The organism is Halonotius pteroides, assembly GCF_003605635.1.
Classification (GTDB): domain Archaea; phylum Halobacteriota; class Halobacteria; order Halobacteriales; family Haloferacaceae; genus Halonotius; species Halonotius pteroides.
Genome location: NZ_QMDW01000062.1, coordinates 1 through 1,524, shown reverse-complemented (window position 1 = coordinate 1,524; position 1,524 = coordinate 1). Strand labels below are relative to the sequence as shown.

Here is a 1,524-nt window from a genome sequence, read left to right as displayed (position 1 = left end):
CGACGTTCGAGCCCTCGACGTCGGGGCGGTCGGTCTCGAGGTACGTCAACTCGCTCTCCTCGTCGACGACCGCGAGGACCACGTCGCCGAGTGACCCGAGCGCGACCGACGCGCGCTCGCCGACCACCCGGACCCGGTGTTCGACGGTCCCGTCCCACGGGCCGTCTCCGCGTGGGTGGACGACGAAGTCCGCACCGTCGGCGTCCTCGACCCACCCCTCCCGGGCGGGCGAGACGTAGAAGCCCCGCTCGCGGAGGTCCTTGTAGACGAGAAACGGAACGACGACACCGTCGTTGTCGGCGAGAAAGCCGCCGAGGCCGGTCCCGTCGACCGCGTCGAGGTCGCCGCGGTACAGGAGGTGGGCGGCCTCGACGGGGGCGAGGTCGACGCCCTCGCCGCGAGGCCGACCGTAGCCCCGCGAGTCGTAGTACCGCTCGCGGCCGTTCGCGCCGACTTCGACGACCCCGTCGGTCAGGTGGCCTTCCATGCGCGGACTCATCGGTGCCGCGCGTAAATCGGCTGCGGTCCGCCGTTCGCCCCGTTTCGGTTCCGCTCCCGTCTCCACCTCCGGTCTCGGATCCGGCGGGCGGGCAAGACGCCGAAGCAGTCGGCTCACCCATCCGTCCTCGCTTTTGTGTCCGCCGCTGTGTCCTCGGTCCCGTCGGCCGAACAGCCGGCGTCGAGACACTGCAACCCACCCGGGCGTTCGAACAGCGGAAGCCCACAGTCACAGGATCCGACCACGTGCCCGTCCGGGATCGCAAACCCCGTCTCGCAGTCGGGGTAGTCCTCACAGCCGGCGATGAGGCCGCCGCGCCGGAGGATCCGGAGGTCGCCGCCGCAGTTCGGGCAGTCCCACTCGCGGTCGAACCGCCCTTCGACGGCCTCGAGCAACGACCCGCACTCGTAGTCCAGACACAACTCGAAGCGCTCGCCGCGCTCGACCCGGAACTGCGGGAGACCACAGTCACACGCCGACTCGGTCACCGACGCGCCGTCCGGGAGGCCGAACCGCTCGGCACAGCCGAGACAGGCGACGTCAGATCCGGATCGGACCAACTGCCCGCCGCAGCGACACGCCCCGACGGGAGTTCCGGCGTCCGTGGCGTCGTGCTCGGCGACGACGACGTCCCCGACGGCCTCGACCCGCAGCGTCTCCTCGCCGTCGCTGGCGAGCAGCCACAGCGGATCGCGCCTCACGGACAGCGACTCCGGGCGGGTGAGCCACGCGGCCGGCTGGTAGCCGTCGACGTCGTGGACCAACACGGTGTCGTCGGGCTCTATGAGCACTACGACTCGGCCTCGAACGGTTCGCTCCCGGCGCCCCTCGAAACGGACGAGACAGTCGCCGGCGATGGTTCGGATCGACATGGGCCGTCTGCCCCCGTTTCGGTATTTAAATTCACGGGAGTGCTACCGGGGACGGACCGTCTCCGACGGCCGCCGGAGCGGGGCCCCGACCCCCTGGCCGGACACGATCATCAACATTTATTAAGGATAGGCTCGAACGGTGGTGTAATGACA

General features: G+C 70.0%; 1 protein-coding gene and 1 pseudogene. Both read right to left on the bottom strand.

Translation table 11 applies throughout. The annotated features are described in order from the left end of the window. A pseudogene (locus DP106_RS15005) lies at positions 1-487 on the bottom strand (tRNA-intron lyase); the annotation flags it as partial. A 125-nt stretch (positions 488-612) separates the two neighbouring features. Beyond that, positions 613-1,371, bottom strand: a complete 759-nt coding sequence (locus DP106_RS15000; RefSeq protein WP_120086608.1) for a PDDEXK family nuclease — start codon at positions 1,369-1,371, stop codon at positions 613-615. Between the last annotated feature and the right edge of the window lie 153 nt (positions 1,372-1,524).